The organism is Aeromonas aquatilis (assembly GCF_054052405.1).
Genome location: NZ_JBSTYP010000006.1, coordinates 80,183 through 96,368 on the forward strand (window position 1 = coordinate 80,183; position 16,186 = coordinate 96,368).

The window sequence follows — 16,186 nt, forward strand, 5'->3', positions numbered from 1 at the left end:
AAAGGGGCGGCCTAGTCACCGCGCAGGGCTACCACGGGGTCGAGACGCACTGCCCGCAAGGCGGGAGCGACCCCGGCCAGCAGGCCGACCAGGGCGCTGCAACCGAGCGCCAGCAGCAGATAGAGAGGATGAAGGGTGAGCGGCAAGCCGGCCGCCAGCAGGGTGAGCAGCAGCTTGAGCCCCCCGAGCAAGGTCAGTCCCATGGCTCCGCCCAGCAGCGCCAGCACCACGGCTTCGAGCAGGAACAGCAATAGAATGCGCCGCCGCGGACACCCCAGCGCCATCAGCAGACCCACCTCGGGGATCCGCTCCTGCTGGGCGATGCTCATGATGCTGAAGATGCCGACCGCCCCGATCAGCAGCGAGATAATGCCGAGCCCGCCAACCGCCAGCTTGATGATGGAGAGTATCTTGTCGAGGCTGGTCAGCATGTCCTGCTGGGAGGTGAGGGTGAAATCCTCGGCGCCGTGGCGGGCGATCAGCACCCGCCGGATCTGAGCGGTGATGTCGGCCTCCGTCTGCCCGGCGCGATAGATGACGTCGATCTCCTGCAGCCCCTCCTTGTTGAACAGCGCCTGGGCGTGGGCGGCGGGCAGATAGATCATGTCGTCCAGATCAAAGCCGAGAAATTGCCCCTTGGGGGCCAGCACCCCGGCCACCCGAAAACGGCGATCACCGGCCCGCAGCAGACTCCCCGGCCCATCGCCGCCGGGAAACAGCTCCGCCGCCACCTTGGCCCCCAGCACCGCATAGGCGCGGGGCATGGCACTGTCGTCCGCGGGCAGAAAACGTCCCTGCACCAGGGTGAGTCGCCAGCCGGAGAGCGCAGCCGGGCCGGTGCCCAGAATAGCGGTGCTGCGGGTCAGTCCGCGGCTGCGCACCTCCCCCTGCCCCTGTACCACAGGGAGCGCCGCCTCTACCCCTGCCAATCTGGCGAGGGCATCGGCGTCCTCCAGCAGCAGGGGACGGCTGCTGGAGAGGATGCCGGGCGGGCCGCCGGCGGTTTCGGTCTTGCCCGGGGTCACGGCGATCAGCCGGGTGCCAAATTGGGAGAAGCTGTCGAGCAGATAGAGCCTGAGCCCCTCGCCGATGCCGGTGAGCAGGGTCACCGAAGCGATCCCGATGGCGATACCCAGCGCCGACAGCAGGCTGCGACTGCGCCCTGCCAGCAGGGCACGCCACAACCAGAACAGCAGATCAGCGGCGCGCATCAGCCACCGCTCCACTGCCCGCTGCGCAGGCTGCTGACCGGATCTTGCCGTGCCGCCCGGGAGGCGGGCAGCCAGCTAAAAAACAGCCCGGTCAGCAGGGCCGCCGGTATGGTGCAGAAAGTAGCGAGCAGAGGGACCGCCGCCGGAAATCCGGGCCAAATCACCCTGGCAAGGGCCACCAGGGCATAGCCCAACACAGTGCCAAACAGCGCGCCACTGCCGCTCAGCAGCAGCGCCTCCCACAAAAACAGCTGGTGGATCTGGCGGCTGTCGGCCCCCAGCGCCTTGAGCAGGCCGATCTCGCCGGTGCGCTGGCGGGTGCTGATCAGCGCCAGATTCATCATCATGATGCCGGAGACCAGCAGGCTGATGGCGCCGATGCCGGCAACTGCCAGGGTGAGGGTCGAGAGAATAGTGGAGAAGGTAGCCAGCATGGCGTCGCGGCGCACCACGGTCACATCGAGCACCCCGTGGCGCGCCTGCATCAGCTGCTCCAGTCGCTTGACCAGCGGGGGCACCGCTTGCCCCGCCAGCGGCTGGATCAGCAGCCGAAACAGCCCCTCGGTGTTGAACAGCCGCATGGCGCTACCGACCGGGATCAGCGCGGCCTCGGCCATATCCATCCCCAGATTGCTGCTCTGGCTGGTGAAGACCCCCACCACCCGAAAGCGGCGATTGTCAAAACGCAGCCACTGGCCGACCGGATCGGCCTGACCGAACAGCTCACGGGCCACCTTGGCCCCGAGCAGGACGGCCGGTCGATCCTCTGCGGCATCCCCCGGCAGCCAGCGGCCGGAGAGCAGCTCCAGCCCGTGGGTATCGCGCAGCCCGTTGCTGCTGCCAAGCAGCATGGTCTGGCGCAGCCGCGCCCCCTGTTTGGCCTCGGCAAAGCCCATCACCAGCGGCACCAGCCGCACCTTGGGCTGATGCTGGCCAAGGTAGTGCATATCATCGAGAGTGATCTGCCGCAGACTGTTGCCGGTGACCGGCGGCAGCCCGCCGGTGGTCTCCTTGCGGCCCGGGAACATCACCAGCAGATCCTTGCCAAGGGAACTGAACTGGTCGGCCACATAGCGCCTTGCCCCCTCCCCCAGCGAGGTGAGCAGCAGCACCGAGGTGACGCTCAGACTCACCGCCAGGATCAGCACCAACGCCCGTGAGCGCTGGCGCAGCAGGGCCACGGCGGCAAAGCGAATAACGTCGGGCCGCCGCATTCAGCCCCCACCGCTATGAGTGCTATCAATGCTATCGGTGCTGATGCGGCCATCGTTCATCAGGATCCGCCTGCCCGCCCGTTCCCCGAGGCGCGGATCGTGGGTCACCACCACCAGCGTGATCCCCTGCTCCCGGTTGAGCCCCTCCAGCAGGGTAATCACCTCCTCCCCGGAGCGGGAGTCGAGATTGCCGGTGGGTTCGTCGGCCAGGATCAACCGCGGTGCCATCACCATGGCCCGGGCGATGGCTACCCGCTGGCGCTGACCGCCGGAGAGTTCGGCTGGGCGGTGTCCTGCCCGGTTCTCCAGCCCCAGCTCTCCCAGCAACTGCTGGCTGCGACGATGGCGCTCGGCGGGAGCGATCCCGCACAGCATCAGCGGCAGCTCGACATTTTCACGGGCGGTGAGGCGGGAGATGAGGTGAAACGACTGGAACACGAAGCCGATGCGATGGCCGCGCAGCTGGGCCAGCGCCGGTTCTGACAGGGTGGCGGTATCCTCCTCTCCCAGCCAGTAACGCCCCTCATCGGGCCGATCCAGCAGCCCCAGCACATTGAGCAGGGTCGATTTGCCGGAGCCCGAGGGGCCCATCACCGCCAGATACTCCCCCTCGGCAACCCGCAGGGAAACGCGATCGAGGGCGGCCACTTCGCTGCCGCCAAGAGTGAAACGACGGCTGACGGCTTCGAGGCGAATGAGATCACTCATCCGTTTGCTCCGTAGCGGCGCTGAAAGGGCCATCCCCGACAATCTGTCCGGGCTGGGCCGCCAGCCGCTCACCGGCGGCGAGTCCCTCGGCCACTTCAATCCAGTTCCAGTTCTCCACACCCCAGCGGGGTACCACCCGCACCAGCTTATCCCCTTCCAGCCGCAGCACACTGCCATCGTCGGCCCGGCTGCTGGCCGCTACCCGCAGCACATCGGTGGCGCGGGTCACCTCGACCTCAAGGTCGGCGCTGTAGCCAATAAGCAGGGGGACATCGGTGGGCACAGTGGTGAGCGTCGCCTCCACCTCCACGGTACGAGCCTGCTTCTCCAGTTCTTTCACATAGGGGGCGATGCGGGTGACGCTGGCGGCAAAATCGCGCCCGGGCATGGCGTCGAGCAATACCCGGGCAGACTGGCCCACCTTGAGGCGGGCAGCATCCACTTCATCGATGGGGGCTGAGACATAGAGGCAGCGATCGTCGATAAGATCGATAACCGGGGGCATGGCCACTCCGGGCGGTGAGGGGGTCATGTATTCGCCCAGCTTGCTGTTGACCTCAGCCACCACTCCGGCAAACGGCGCCAGCAGGCGGCGCTCGCTCAAGCGGGCCTCCACCTGGGCGACCTGCGCCTCGTCGACCCGCTCCTGCTGACGGGATGCCTGGCAGACATAGCGGCGGGTATCAGCCAGATTCTGGGCCTGCTCGGCGAGGGTGCGGGAGGTGAGATTTTTGGCCAGCAAGGTGGCCAGCCGGTTGGCCTCCCGCTCGTAGTAGGCCGCCTCGCTGCAACGCTCCTCGCGCTGGGTCTTGCCAAGGGCCTGCTGGGCGCGGGCCCGGGCGAGATCGGCGTGAATATCATCACTCCAGAGGGTCAGCAGCAGATCTCCCCGGGCTACCCGCTCCCCGGCCTTGACGGCGATCTGCTCCACCACGCCGCCACCGGGCAGACTGAGCCCGGCCCGCTGACACGACTTGATGGTGCCAGCCCGGGTATTGACCACAGTGACCAGCACATCCCCCCGCCCGACCTCAGCCAGTCTGATCGGCGTCGGCTGCGGTCGCCACCACCATGCCACAGCAGCCACCGCTACCACGGCGCCACTTCCCCACCACAACCAACCTCTCTTCATCGCGCATCCTTTCGCTAATAACTCCCGTCACGACCAACAGGAGAGCAGGGCATCATTTCGCCTTCGCTAGTGACTCCCGTCATGAGCGTCGGGAGAGCAGGGCATAATAGAGCAAGGGTATCACCACCAGGGTGAGCAAAGTGGAGACCAGGATCCCGAAAATCAGACTGATGGCCAGTCCGTTGAAGATGGGATCATCGAGGATAAACAGAGCCCCGATCATCGCCGCCAGCGCCGTCAGCATGATGGGTTTGGCCCGCACCTGCGCCGCTTCGATCACCGCCTGCTCGAACGCCACCCCGGCGCTGCGCTGCTGCTCGATAAAGTCCACCAGCAGGATGCTGTTGCGTACGATGATCCCGGCGAGCGCAATCATCCCGATCATCGAGGTGGCGGTAAACTGGGCCCCCAGCAGGGCGTGGCCCGGCATCACCCCTATGATGGTGAGCGGAATGGGGGCCATGATGACGAGTGGCACCAGATAGGAACGGAACTGGGCCACCACCAGCAGATAGATGAGGATCATCCCCACCCCGTAGGCGATGCCCATATCGCGGAAGGTCTCGTAGGTGATCTTCCACTCCCCGTCCCACAACAGCGCCACCTCCCCCAATTTATCGGGCTGCTGCACGTAATATTGGGGCAGGTCGATATCGGCACCGGCGGCAAACATGCCGTAGAGCGGGCTGTCGGTATGGCCGCCCATATCGGCCACCACCATCACCATGGGCTGCATGTTCTTGTGCATGATATAGCTGGGGGCCACCTCATCACGGCGACTCACCAGCTCGGAGACCCGCACCAGCTGGCCGCTCTGGCTGCGCACCTTGAGGGCCAGTACGCCCGCCAGATCCCGTTTGTCACCGGGAGCCAGTTCGATGCGGATCGGCACCGGATACTTGGCACCGTGCCCCTGCAGCCAGCTGGCATCCTGATAACCCACCCCGCCATTGAGGGTGTTCACCAGATCCCCGAGATCGACCCCGAGCAGGGCCGCCTTGCTGCGATCCACCACCAGCCGCCACTTGGGCTGCGGGTCGGTCAGATAGATATCCACGTCCACCAGATCGGCCGTGGCCACAAAGCGGGCCTGAACGGCGCGCGCCGCCGCTTCGCGGGCGGCCTGAGTCGGGCCATACACCTCGGCAACGATGGGTGACCAGACCGGCGGGCCGGGCGGCACCTCAACGACTTTCAGGTTGCCCCCCGCCTCGCTGGCGATAGCCTGCAGCGGCTCCCGAACCGACTGGGCAATCTGGTGGCTGCTGCGATCCCGTTCATGCTTGTCCACCAGATTGACCTGAATATCCCCCACGTTGGCGCCGCTGCGGATAAAGTAGTGGCGCACCAGGCCATTGAAGTTGATGGGGGCGGCGGCGCCGGCGTAGATCTGGTAATCCTTCACCTCAGGCACCTTGGCAAGCTCTCGTCCGACCGCCAGCAGGGTACGCTCGGTCTGCTCCAGGGTCGCCCCCTCCGGCATATCGAGCACCAGCTGGAATTCCGACTTGTTGTCAAAGGGGAGCATCTTGAGCACTACCCACTGCACCATGGGCATGGCGGCGGCAGCCCCGACCAGCAGCAACACCACCAGCCAGAGCTTGCGTCTGGCGCGCTTGGCGCCATCACCGATCAGGAAAGGGGTCATCAGCCGGTGAAAGAGACCCGCCTTGGCCTCGCCGTGGGCACCGTGCGCCTCCCCCTTGAGCAAATGGCTCGCCAGCCAAGGGGAGAAGATAAAGGCCACCAGCAGGGAGATGAGCATCCCCATGCTGGCATTGATGGGGATGGGGCTCATGTAAGGGCCCATCAGGCCACTGACAAAGGCCATCGGCAGCAAGGCCGCGATGACGGTCAGGGTCGCCAGTATTGTTGGCCCCCCTACTTCGTCCACTGCCCCCGGAATCAGATCCTTGAGCGCCCCCTTGCCCAAACCGCGATGGCGGTGGATGTTCTCCACCACGACTATGGCGTCATCCACCAGAATGCCGATGGAGAAGATCAGCGCGAACAGCGACACCCGGTTGAGGGTAAAGCCCCACGCCCAGCTGGCAAACAGGGTCAGCGCCAGGGTGATGACGATGGCCACACCCACCACCAGCGCCTCGCGCCAGCCCATGCTCACCAGTACCAGCAGCACCACCGCCGTGGTGGCAAAAATCAGCTTGCCGATCAGGGTGTTGGATTTGGTCTCGGCGGTGACGCCGTAGTCCCGGGTCACCGTCACCTCAACCCCGGCAGGGATCAGTCGGTTCTGCAAACTTTCGACCCGCGCCTCCACCCGTTTGGCCACATCGACTGCGTTCTGACCCGGCTGCTTGCCGATAGCCAGGGTCACCGCCGGATAACTGCGATCCCCCTGCCCCATCCAGCTGCGTTTGGTCGGGGTCTCCTGACCCAGAGAGACCCTGGCCACCTCCCCCAGATAGACCGGCTTGCCGTCGTGCAGCCCCACCACCAGCTCTCTAGCCTCCTGCTCACTTTGCAGGAACTGCCCCACCTGTACCTTGATCTCCCGGTTGTCTTGTTCGATGGCCAGTGTCGGGCCCACCTGATTGGCGGCCGCCAGTCGCTGGCTCAGATCGCCCCAGCTGATGTCGTGGGCGCTGAGGGCCGCCGGATCCGGCATCACCCGCAACACGGCACTCTGGCTGCCCAGCGTGTAAATATCGCGGGTACCGGGAATGCGCTTGAGTTCGGTCTCCAGCTCATGGGCGACCAGGGTCAGCTCGGGTGCCCCCAGTTGCTTGCTCCCCTCTTTACTCCATAAGGTCAAACTGACGATGGGGACATCATCGATCCCCCGGGGTTTTACCAGTGGCTGACCAACTCCGATCCCCTGTGGCAACCAGTCACGGTTGGAGTCGAGCTGGTTGTTGAGATCGACAATAGCCTGCTCGCGGCTCACCCCCACCTTGAACACCACCACCAGCAGGGCGCCATCGGGTTGGGAAAAAGAGTAGAGGGTATCAATACCCTTTATCTGGGAGACCACCTGCTCGGCAGGGGTGGTAACGAGAGAGGCCACTTCAGCCGGAGTGGCTCCCGGGAAGGGAATATAGACATCGGCGAAGGTGACATCGATCTGCGGCTCCTCCTCCTTGGGAGTCACCAGCACAGCAAACAGACCGAGCAACAGCCCCACCAGTGCCAGCAGCGGGGTGATGGCCGAGCCCTGAAACAGCGCAGCCAGCCGACCGGCAGGCCCCAGCCTCTCCTTGTTGCCGTTCTGCTCGCTACTCATGGGCTACCTCCTGCTGCTGCGCCCAGCCATCGGGGGCCAGCTTGTCACCGGCTTGCAGCCCGGCCAGGATCTCGCACCGTCCCTCGACGCAATGGCCGACCCGCACCGGCGTCAGGGCCCAGCCAGCGGGCTGCTGCAGATAGACGCCGTTGAACTCCCCTTGCCGCAGCAGGGCGCGATCCGGCACCTGTAACACCTGACGCTCACCCTGCTTGAGCTGCACCTTGAGCCACATGCCGGGCAATACCCCGGCGGTGTGCGGCGGCAAGTCGAGGCGCAACCTGAAGGCGTGGCTCTGGCTGTCGGCATAGTTGAAGCTGGTCAGTTTGACCGGGGTAACAGACTTGCCATCGGGCTGCAGCACCTGCACATCCGCAGGCTCACGAGCCAGCGTCAGGGCGGATTGGGGCAACTCCACCTCCACCCGCAATGTGTCGAGGGAGAAGCCGGAGAGCAGCGGGGTACCCGGGGCCACCGTCTCCCCCAACTCCACCAGCCGCTTGGTCACCACTCCGGCGTAGGGAGCCAGAATGCGGGTATAACCGTAGGCCTCACGGGCCTGAGTGAGGGCCGCGTTGGCGGCATTGACCTCTGCGCGGGCGGCGCGCTCGGAAGCCTCGGCATTATCAAGCTGGGCGCGGGTGATCACGCCCTTGGCAATCAGTGCCTGAAAGCGGGCAAGCTGGCGCTCTGCCTCCACCTGCTGGGCCTGCGCCCGGGCCAGCCGCGCCTGGGCACCCGTGACGGCGGCAAACTGCTCCTTGCCGCTGATCTCGAGCAGCGGTTGTCCCGCCTGCACCTGATCGTTCACATCCACCAGCATGCGGGAGACGCGGCCGCTGGTCTGGGCCGCCACCGTCCCCTGATTGATGGCACTGACGGTGCCATCCAGCGTCAGCCAGTCGGTCACTGGCTGTGGCGCCACTGTCAGCAAGGGCTCTGTCAGCGGGGCAATAGGCTCCCCTTCTGCGGCCAGGGCGGATGTCATGGCCTGCGATGTCATCACCAACAAGGTGATCACCAGCAACCGGTTCTGTTCCATCGTCACTCTCCTTCCCTGGCATCATCAGTCACTTCACGGGATCAGCCGGTATGGGACTGGCGTACCTTACCCTTTCCCCGAGCTGGCGCCTTGGTCAGCCCCCTGGCCAGCCCTCTGTCAAACAGCAAGATCCCGGCCACCATGGCCGCTATAAACAACATTATCATGGGCTGGCCGCTGGAAATGAGACTCAAGGCAGGCCCCGGGCAGATACCCACCAATCCCCAGCCGATACCGAACAGCGCAGCACCGCCGACCAGATTGCGATCCAACTTTGGGGCAGGTACGGCGACGATGGGCTCCCCCAGCACACTCTGGCGACGGGGTTTCACCAGCAGAAAATAACCCGGCATAAAGACCAGCAGGGCGCCCCCCATCACGAAGGCGAGACTGGGATCCCAGGCCCCGGCCAGATCGAGAAAACCGGTAACCCGGGCGGGATCCACCATGCCGGAGATGGCCATCCCCAGTCCAAACAGCAGGCCCGCAAACAAACTTGTCAGCAATGTCATGGCGATCAGCCCCTTACAACAGATGTTGAGTGACGAAGACGGTGATAAAGCCTGCCGCCATAAAGGTGAGAGTGGCGACGATGGAGCGCAGGGAGAGCCGCCCCATGCCACAGATGCCGTGGCCGCTGGTGCAGCCATTGCCAAGACGGGTACCGACCCCGACCAGCAGACCGGCCAGCAGCACCACAGGCCAGCCGGGCAAGGTGGTGAATGCGGGCATGCTGGCCCAGCCCAGGGTCAGCGCCAACCAGGCGCCCGCCCCGAGCCCCAGCAGAAACAACACCCGCCAGGGCGCACGGTGTTGCAGTGCACCGGCCAGAATGCCGCTGATCCCGGCCACCCGGCCGTTGAACAACATCAGGATCAGGGCCGACAGCCCCGCCAGCATGCCGCCGCCCAAAGAGAGCAGCCATTGGCTTTCCATCATCAAGACTCCTTATTTTCTGAGTGACAAAAATGGGTTTGCAGCGCACCCAGCACATCGGCGGCCGCCTCGCTCACCAACGAGTAGTAGATCTGCAGGGAGACCTTGCGCGAACGGATCAGGCCGTAGCGCTTCAATACCGAAAGTTGCTGGGAGAAGGCCGACTGCCCCAGCTGGCTATGGGCCAGCAGCTCCCCGACGCCTTTCTCCCCCTCCACCAGCTGGCAGAGCACCATCAGGCGTTCGGGATGAGCCAACGCCTTGAGCAGGGAGGCTGCAGCTGTCGCATGTCTGTTCATCTCGTCGAATTGGCTCATAAGAGTAAATTAGCAATTGCTGATATTTGTTCTATTGTATAAAACAACACTAAATTAGCAACATCTAAAGTAGATAAGGAGAAGGGCCATGACAGTAGATAACGGAGTCAGAATCGTCGCGGGTTGCATGTTGTTGCTCTCACTGATCCTTACCACCTGGGTTCATCCGGGCTTTGTCTGGTTGAGTGCCTTTGTCGGGGTCAACCTGATCCAGAGCGCGTTCACCGGTTTCTGCCCGGCCGCGATGATCCTCAAGCGGATGGGATTGAAATAACCGGGTCGGATTTTGGCAATCCTGCGTGGTAAAACGGGGCTTTCGATTATGTTTCAAGATGTTGCTGCGGGCGGCGCGGGGTTTACCCAGCCAGCCGCCTCGGCTATCATTCGAGCCTCTTATCAATAGCGGAGACCATCAGTGGGCAACTCATCAAGTGACAGTTGTAGACCGACCCTCATCGTCGGTACCAAGGTCGCGAGCTAGCCGCAGGTCTTTCTCTGCCGCATGCTCGCAGCCCTGCGAGAAGCGGAAATCCACTCCCCTCTTCTCTTTTTACACTTGACGTCTGGCAACCAGAGGCCAATCGCCACGGTCGCCATGCCTGCATAGTTTCTGCTTCCCACAAGGAGGCTGCTATGCGTTTTATCTCAATCAAACCGGCTGCGGATCGCGCGGTAGCAACAGGTTCTGTTGCTACCCGGGCTCACCCCCTGTTGAGCCGGCTCGGCCGTGGCATGCTGCCACGCTGGCTGGGCGGCAAACCGCGTCAGCATCACTACCGGCTGCAGATCCGCTGCGAGGATCGCGCCGATATGGAGCAGGTGCTGGATATGGTGAACCACACCCTGCAACCGGCCGGGCTGCAACCGATGCAATCGATGAAGCCGGGTCGCGGCGGCGGGCGAGAGCTGGTGCTCAACCTGCAGTGCACCCCGCCCCAGCGCCGCTATCTGGTGCAGTTTGTTCATCAGGTCGGGGTGGCACATCCGGTGCGCTGGCAACTGCGCCCGCGCATCGACTGCGATCCCGAGCTCAACTGACCGCACACCTGCGTTAACCACAGTGAAAGGGGCCAGCCACGCTGGCCCCGCTTGTTGCGTCCTCGCCGAGCATCAGGGCATCTGATGGTGCTCGCGCCCCGGGACACCGCGTTTTTGTTTGTCTGCTGGCCATCCGCGCAATCATCCCCTGATCCATCCGCCATCCGGCGTTTCATCATGGATTGCGTCAAGCCAGCGCTTATCAGAAGGAGTACGCCATGAAGATGTGGCAACAAATTGACATGATCTCCCTGCTCGACACCCTGGCCAGCCTGTTGCTCGCCTTTGTGCTTGGCAGTCTGGTCGGGCTGGAGCGCCAGTACCGCCAGCGTACCGCAGGCCTGCGCACCAACGTGCTGGTCGCCGTGGGGGCCGCCCTGTTCGTCAGTCTGGCCCAGCGTATCTATGACCTGCACGGCGGCAACTACAACGTGGTCCATGTGGTGGCCTATATCGTCTCCGGCATCGGCTTTCTCGGCGCCGGCGTCATCATGCGCGAGTCGGGCAATATCCGCGGCATCAACACCGCCGCCACCCTCTGGGGCGTGGCAGCAGTCGGCGCCGCCTGTGGCGCCGGGCTGGCCATGGAGGCAATTCTGGGCGCCCTGTTCGTGCTCGCCGCCAACACCCTGCTGCGACCGCTGGTCAACCAGATCAACCGTCGCCCGGTAGACAATCTGGACACCGAAGTCACCTACAAGGTGACGGCCCTGACCCCGCGCGAGCATCAAAAGGAGGTGCTGCACTGGCTCGAGGAGATGCTGGAGCAGGCCAACTACCCCTTGAGCGAACTCGATATCGAGCCGTTTGGCGAGGGGGATCTGGAGATCTCTGCGGTGCTGCTGGCTACCTCCATCGATGGCGACGAGCTGGATGCCCTGATGGTGAAACTCGGCATCCACCCCCATATCAAGCAGGTGTTCTGGCGCACCAGTACCACGGATTGACAGCAAAAGATCAAAAAAAGAGCCGGCACAAGGCCGGCTCTGTTTATTCGGGTGGCTGAAATCAGCTGGTCAGATCGTCGAAGAAGCGTTTCACCCCTTCGAAGAAGCCTTCCGATTTCGGCTTGTGGGTCTTGGCAGCGGCACCGCTGAACGACTCGTCCAGCTGGCGCAGCAGCTCTTTCTGCTGCTCGGTGAGGTTGACCGGCGTCTCGATCACCACCTTGCACATCAGATCCCCTACCTGACCGGAGCGCACGGACTTCACGCCCTTGCCACGCATGCGGAACATCTTGCCGGTCTGGGTCTCCGGAGTGACCTTGAGCTTGACGCGGCCATCCAGGGTCGGCACTTCAATCTCGCCACCCAGGGCAGCTGCGGTGAAGCTGATGGGCACTTCGCAGTAGAGGTTGTTGCCGTCACGCACGAAGATCTCGTGCTCTTTGACGTGCACCTGTACGTAGAGATCCCCTGCCGGCGCCCCCGCTTCCCCCGCTTCCCCTTCACCGGAGAGACGGATGCGATCGCCGGTATCGACGCCCGCCGGAATTTTCACCGACAGGGTCTTGGTGCGCTGGTAGCGACCTTCACCGTGACACTTGCGGCACGGATCCTTGATGATCTTGCCGCGACCGTGACAGTGCGGACACGCCTGCTGCACCGCAAAGAAGCCCTGACGCATCTGCACTTGGCCGGAGCCGTGGCAGGTCGGGCAGGTCTGGGCGCTGCTGCCCGTGTGGGCACCGGAGCCGTTACAGACTTCGCAGTGAACCAGGGTCGGCACCTTGATCTCCTTGGAGACCCCGCGAACCGCCTCTTCCAGCGTCAGCTCCATGGTGTAGCGCAGGTCGGAGCCACGGGCCGGGCCACGACGGGCACCCCCACGGCCACCGCCGAAGATATCACCGAATACGTCACCAAACATGTCGGCGAAGTCGGCATTGCCGCCAAAGCCACCGTGGCCACCGCCACCCTGGCTCGGGTCAACACCGGCATGGCCGTACTGGTCGTAACGGGCACGCAAGTTGGCATCGGTCAGGACCTCGTAGGCTTCCTTGACCTCTTTGAACTTCTCTTCGGATGCGGCATCACCCTGGTTACGATCCGGGTGATACTTCATGGCCAGGCGCTTGTACGCCTTCTTGATCTCGCGATCGTCGGCATCTTTCGCCACACCCAGTACTTCGTAGAAATCGCGCTTCGACATACTCATCCTGTGGTTACGCAGACGGGCGTTGGTTACCCAACGCCCGTGAATTCATTGACCAAGCCGATGGGCGAAGCGGACTCCGCCCATCTGGGTAGGGCTTACTTCTTGTCGTCTTTCACTTCTTCGAACTCGGCGTCGACTACGTCGTCGTCAGCATTGGTAGAAGAGGAGGACTGACCGGCATCAGCACCGGCTGCACCCTGGGCCTGAGCCTGCTGCTGGGCAATTTCCATCAGCTTCTGGGACGCTTCCAGCAGCGCCTGCTGTTTGGCTTCGATAGCAGCCTTGTCGTCACCCTTGATGGCCGCTTCCAGCTCGCTCAGAGCGGCTTCGATCTTGGTCTTGTCGTCGGCAGGCAGGGCTTCACCGGCTTCGGTGATCTGCTTGCGTACGGAGTGGACCAGACCATCAGCCTGGTTGCGAGCCTGTACCAGCTCTTCAAACTTCTTGTCCTCGGCCGCGTTGGCTTCGGCTTCGCGTACCATGCGCTCGATCTCGTCATCAGACAGACCAGAGGAGGCCTGGATGGTGATCTTCTGCTCTTTGTTGGTCTCTTTGTCTTTCGCAGAGACGTGCAGGATACCGTTGGCATCGATGTCGAAGGTCACTTCGATCTGCGGCAGACCGCGCGGTGCCGGACGGATGCCTTCCAGGTTGAACTGGCCCAGAGACTTGTTGTCGCTGGCGCGCTTGCGCTCACCCTGCAGCACGTGAATGGTCACGGCAGACTGGTTGTCTTCGGCAGTGGAGAACACCTGGGACTTCTTGGTCGGGATGGTGGTGTTCTTCTCGATCAGCGCAGTCATCACGCTACCCATGGTTTCGATACCGAGGGAGAGCGGGGTGACGTCCAGCAGCAGTACGTCGGTCTTCTCACCGGACAGTACGGCACCCTGGATGGCTGCACCCATGGCCACGGCTTCGTCCGGGTTGACGTCTTTACGCGGCTCTTTGCCGAAGAACTCGGCAACGGTCTTCTGAACCAGCGGCATACGGGTCTGACCACCAACCAGGATCACGTCGTCGATCTCGCCAACTGCCAGACCGGAGTCTTTCAGGGCGACACGAACCGGCTCCAGAGAGTCCTTCACCATGTCTTCCACCAGAGATTCCAGCTTGGCACGGGTTACCTTGATGTTCATGTGCTTCGGACCGGTGGCATCTGCAGTGATGTACGGCAGGTTGACGTCAGTCTGCTGGGCAGAAGAGAGCTCGATCTTGGCTTTCTCGGCGGCATCTTTCAGACGCTGCAGAGCCAGCTGGTCGTTGCGCAGGTCGATGCCCTGCTCACGCTTGAACTCGTCAACCAGGTAGTTGATGACGCGGTTGTCGAAGTCTTCACCACCCAGGTGGGTGTTACCGTTGGTCGCCAGTACTTCGAAGGTAGTTTCGCCTTCAACTTCGTCGATCTCGATGATGGAGATATCGAAAGTACCGCCACCCAGGTCATATACGGCAACCTTGCGCTCGCCCTTGACCTTGTTCACGCCGTAGGCGAAAGCTGCTGCAGTCGGTTCGTTGATGATGCGTTTTACATCCAGACCGGCGATGCGACCGGCATCCTTGGTAGCCTGACGCTGGGCGTCATTGAAGTAGGCCGGAACAGTGATAACGGCTTCCGTTACCGGCTCGCCCAGATAGTCTTCGGCGGTCTTCTTCATCTTCTTCAGCACTTCGGCAGAGATCTGCGGCGGTGCCATTTTCTTGCCCTTCACTTCAACCCAGGCGTCGCCGTTGTCAGCTTTGGCGATGGCGTACGGCATGATTTTCAGGTCACGCTGCACTTCTTCATCTTCAAAACGACGACCGATCAGACGCTTGATGGCGAACAGGGTGTTTTTCGGGTTGGTGATGGCCTGACGCTTGGCCGGCTGACCAACCAGGATCTCGCCATCATCGGCATAGGCAATGATGGACGGAGTAGTACGATCGCCTTCTGCGTTCTCGATCACGCGAGCAGTGTCGCCATCCAGAATAGCGACGCAGGAGTTGGTAGTACCCAGGTCAATACCGATGATTTTACCCATTTGACGAATCTCCAAATACTTTGAATAAACTGGCGAGGAACTCGCCTTAATGCGTTAACGGCTAGGTGGGGGCTGCCAATCTGGCTTTCAAGCTCCCGGCATCAAATTTTTTGTGCCGCCGCGGCCTTGCTACCTATATGGGGTCGCCAGACGCAGCTTCAAGCCCCAACCCTAAAAAACCACACCCTTTGTCATGGTTGCACGGTCACGTTGAGCCGTTAAACCGGGCAAGATGAGCAGGTGCTGCACTGCGAAACAAAAAGCCCGCCACGGGGCGGGCTCGGGCACCCACAGCCAATCAGTCGACCGCTTTGGCGATCATCACCATGGCCGGACGGATCACCCGACCGTTGAGGTCATAGCCCTTCTGCATTACGGCGATCACGGTGTTCGGCGCCACATCGGCACTCGGTACCATGCTCATCGCCTGATGGGCGTTGGGGTCAAACGGCTGGTTGATCGGGTCGAGCGCTACCAGACCAAACTTGGCCACGCCGCTCTGCATGGATTTCAGGGTCAGCTCGACACCTTCGATCATCGGCTTGAGGGCATCGTTCTCCTTGTCGGCCAGTTCGATGGCTCGCTCAAGGTTGTCCAGCACCGGCAGCAGTTCATTGGCGAACTTCTCCAGAGCGAATTTGTGCGCCTTCTCCACATCCAGCTCGGTACGACGGCGCAGGTTCTCCATCTCGGCGGCGGTACGCAGGGCGCGTTCACGCTCTTCCGCCGCTTTTTGGATGGCGGTTTCCAGCTGCGCTTCCAGTTCGGCAATGCGGGCCTGCTCGGCTGTCACTTCACTGTCTACATCGGTCGGCTCGACTGGCTGGGCTTCCACTTGCTCCATCGCTTCAACCTTTTGCTCTTCGTGGTTCATGACATCTCCAATTCCGGGGTTACTTATGAGGGCCCTGACGTCTGGTTGAGCGACCGGACGACAACAGACCGACTATGTTGGCGCTATTATGGGGATGCATCCCCGGCTTTCAAGGGGTAAAGGGCAATCAGGGTTGCTGAATAGCAGCAACCGTCGGTTTATCCGGGTTACCGCTCACCGTTTAACCAGTAGCCTCAAGGGGATAGCCGGCCCCGTCACACGGGAGAGCGTCACAAGCGGAGCAAAGCACTGTATACTGGCCCGCAATACCCATCCCAGATCTGACTGA

At 62.7% G+C, this 16,186-nt stretch carries 15 protein-coding genes; 3 read left to right on the top strand and 12 right to left on the bottom strand.

Annotation, left to right across the window (positions count from 1 at the left end; all coding sequences use genetic code 11):
• Positions 1–11: 11 nt before the first annotated feature.
• From ACW5W8_RS03660 to ACW5W8_RS03700, 9 genes are all read right to left on the bottom strand, one after another.
• Complete coding sequence (locus ACW5W8_RS03660; RefSeq protein WP_124929826.1) at positions 12–1,211, bottom strand: ABC transporter permease; 1,200 nt, start codon at positions 1,209–1,211, stop codon at positions 12–14.
• Positions 1,211–2,425 carry an ABC transporter permease gene (locus tag ACW5W8_RS03665; RefSeq protein WP_498626457.1) on the bottom strand — a complete coding sequence of 405 codons (1,215 nt, stop codon included), beginning with the start codon at positions 2,423–2,425 and terminating at the stop codon, positions 1,211–1,213. The genes ACW5W8_RS03660 and ACW5W8_RS03665 overlap by 1 nt, the downstream gene beginning before the upstream one ends.
• The gene (locus ACW5W8_RS03670; RefSeq protein WP_498626458.1) at positions 2,426–3,133 is read right to left on the bottom strand and encodes an ABC transporter ATP-binding protein; all 708 of its coding nucleotides are present in this window, start codon (positions 3,131–3,133) and stop codon (positions 2,426–2,428) included. It lies immediately after the preceding gene.
• Positions 3,126–4,265, bottom strand: a complete 1,140-nt coding sequence (locus ACW5W8_RS03675; protein ID WP_498626459.1) for an efflux RND transporter periplasmic adaptor subunit — start codon at positions 4,263–4,265, stop codon at positions 3,126–3,128. Before ACW5W8_RS03675 ends, ACW5W8_RS03670 begins: the two co-directional genes overlap by 8 nt.
• 79 nt (positions 4,266–4,344) lie before the next feature.
• The gene (locus ACW5W8_RS03680; RefSeq protein ID WP_498626460.1) at positions 4,345–7,509 is read right to left on the bottom strand and encodes an efflux RND transporter permease subunit; all 3,165 of its coding nucleotides are present in this window, start codon (positions 7,507–7,509) and stop codon (positions 4,345–4,347) included.
• A complete protein-coding gene (locus ACW5W8_RS03685) occupies positions 7,502–8,551 on the bottom strand; it encodes an efflux RND transporter periplasmic adaptor subunit (RefSeq protein ID WP_498626461.1) in 1,050 nt (349 codons plus the stop codon). Before ACW5W8_RS03685 ends, ACW5W8_RS03680 begins: the two co-directional genes overlap by 8 nt.
• 41 nt (positions 8,552–8,592) lie before the next feature.
• A complete protein-coding gene (locus tag ACW5W8_RS03690; RefSeq protein ID WP_498626463.1) occupies positions 8,593–9,063 on the bottom strand; it encodes a DUF6691 family protein in 471 nt (156 codons plus the stop codon).
• Positions 9,064–9,076: 13 nt separating this feature from the next.
• Positions 9,077–9,490, bottom strand: coding sequence for a YeeE/YedE family protein (locus ACW5W8_RS03695; RefSeq protein ID WP_498626464.1), 414 nt, complete (start codon positions 9,488–9,490; stop codon positions 9,077–9,079).
• Positions 9,490–9,804 carry an ArsR/SmtB family transcription factor gene (locus ACW5W8_RS03700; protein ID WP_498626465.1) on the bottom strand — a complete coding sequence of 105 codons (315 nt, stop codon included), beginning with the start codon at positions 9,802–9,804 and terminating at the stop codon, positions 9,490–9,492. Before ACW5W8_RS03700 ends, ACW5W8_RS03695 begins: the two co-directional genes overlap by 1 nt.
• Positions 9,805–9,892: 88 nt before the next feature.
• On the opposite strand from ACW5W8_RS03700, the gene ACW5W8_RS03705 reads away from it, so the two are divergent.
• The 3 genes from ACW5W8_RS03705 (at position 9,893) to ACW5W8_RS03715 (ending at position 11,789) form a co-directional block, all read left to right on the top strand.
• Positions 9,893–10,078: a YgaP family membrane protein gene (locus ACW5W8_RS03705; RefSeq protein ID WP_033136592.1), complete on the top strand. Its 186-nt coding sequence runs from the start codon at positions 9,893–9,895 to the stop codon at positions 10,076–10,078.
• 359 nt (positions 10,079–10,437) lie between these two features.
• Positions 10,438–10,842 (top strand): hypothetical protein, encoded by a 405-nt coding sequence (locus ACW5W8_RS03710; protein WP_075115460.1) that lies wholly within the window; start codon positions 10,438–10,440, stop codon positions 10,840–10,842.
• A 218-nt stretch (positions 10,843–11,060) separates the two neighbouring features.
• Complete coding sequence (locus tag ACW5W8_RS03715; protein WP_021231152.1) at positions 11,061–11,789, top strand: MgtC/SapB family protein; 729 nt, start codon at positions 11,061–11,063, stop codon at positions 11,787–11,789.
• A gap of 61 nt (positions 11,790–11,850) precedes the next feature.
• Here the strand turns inward: ACW5W8_RS03715 and dnaJ are convergent, their stop codons facing one another.
• The 3 genes from dnaJ to grpE all read right to left on the bottom strand — a co-directional run bounded on the left by dnaJ (position 11,851) and on the right by grpE (position 15,897).
• On the bottom strand, positions 11,851–12,993 hold the full coding sequence (gene dnaJ, locus ACW5W8_RS03720) for a molecular chaperone DnaJ (RefSeq protein ID WP_033136595.1): 1,143 nt from the start codon (positions 12,991–12,993) through the stop codon (positions 11,851–11,853).
• A 101-nt stretch (positions 12,994–13,094) separates the two neighbouring features.
• Positions 13,095–15,023: a molecular chaperone DnaK gene (dnaK, locus tag ACW5W8_RS03725; protein WP_498626466.1), complete on the bottom strand. Its 1,929-nt coding sequence runs from the start codon at positions 15,021–15,023 to the stop codon at positions 13,095–13,097.
• A 298-nt stretch (positions 15,024–15,321) separates the two neighbouring features.
• On the bottom strand, positions 15,322–15,897 hold the full coding sequence (gene grpE / locus ACW5W8_RS03730) for a nucleotide exchange factor GrpE (protein ID WP_236270990.1): 576 nt from the start codon (positions 15,895–15,897) through the stop codon (positions 15,322–15,324).
• Positions 15,898–16,186: the final 289 nt, after the last annotated feature.